1 pseudogene is annotated in these 568 nt (G+C 38.4%); it reads left to right on the top strand.

Going from position 1 to position 568, the window contains the following annotated elements:
- Positions 1 to 568, top strand: a pseudogene (locus EP58_RS14265) (Tn3 family transposase); the annotation flags it as partial.

Below are 568 nucleotides of genomic sequence, written 5' to 3'. Positions count from 1 at the left end.
ATGATCCTATTCGCTACACGTTACTGAGTGCTTTTTTCTGGCTAAAAATAAGGGAATTGCATGATAGCCTTGTAGAGCTACTCATTACACTCATCCATAAAATTGATGGTCGTGCGGAGAAGAAAGTGAAAATGGAACTAATACTAGAAGTAAAGAAAGTATTTGGCAAAAATAAAATATTGGTCCATTTATTGGAGAGTGCGCTCCAAAATCCCAATGGGATTATCAAAGACACGCTCTTTTCCGTCGCATCTCCAGAAGTAGTAGGGGATATTGTCAAGGAATTAAAATATAAAAACTCCATTTACCAAGAGAAAGTACACTGGCGTATACGGAATTCCTATAGTAGTTCCTATCGTTCGGCTGTGACGAATATATTGCAAACGCTTCAATTCAAATCCAATAACCACCGGCATCAACCCGTCATTCAAGCGATTGACTTACTGCGACAATATCATACATCCAAACAAATTACCTTTTCTCCTGCAGAAGATATTCCACTTGGCCCAGAAATTATCCCTAAGAAATGGTATGACTTGGTCATTAAAGAAGATAGCAATGGTGAGCT

This window comes from Paenilisteria newyorkensis (assembly GCF_000766145.1).
Taxonomy (GTDB): Bacteria; Bacillota; Bacilli; order Lactobacillales; family Listeriaceae; genus Listeria_A; species Listeria_A newyorkensis.
This window is presented reverse-complemented; position numbering and strand designations above follow the sequence as displayed.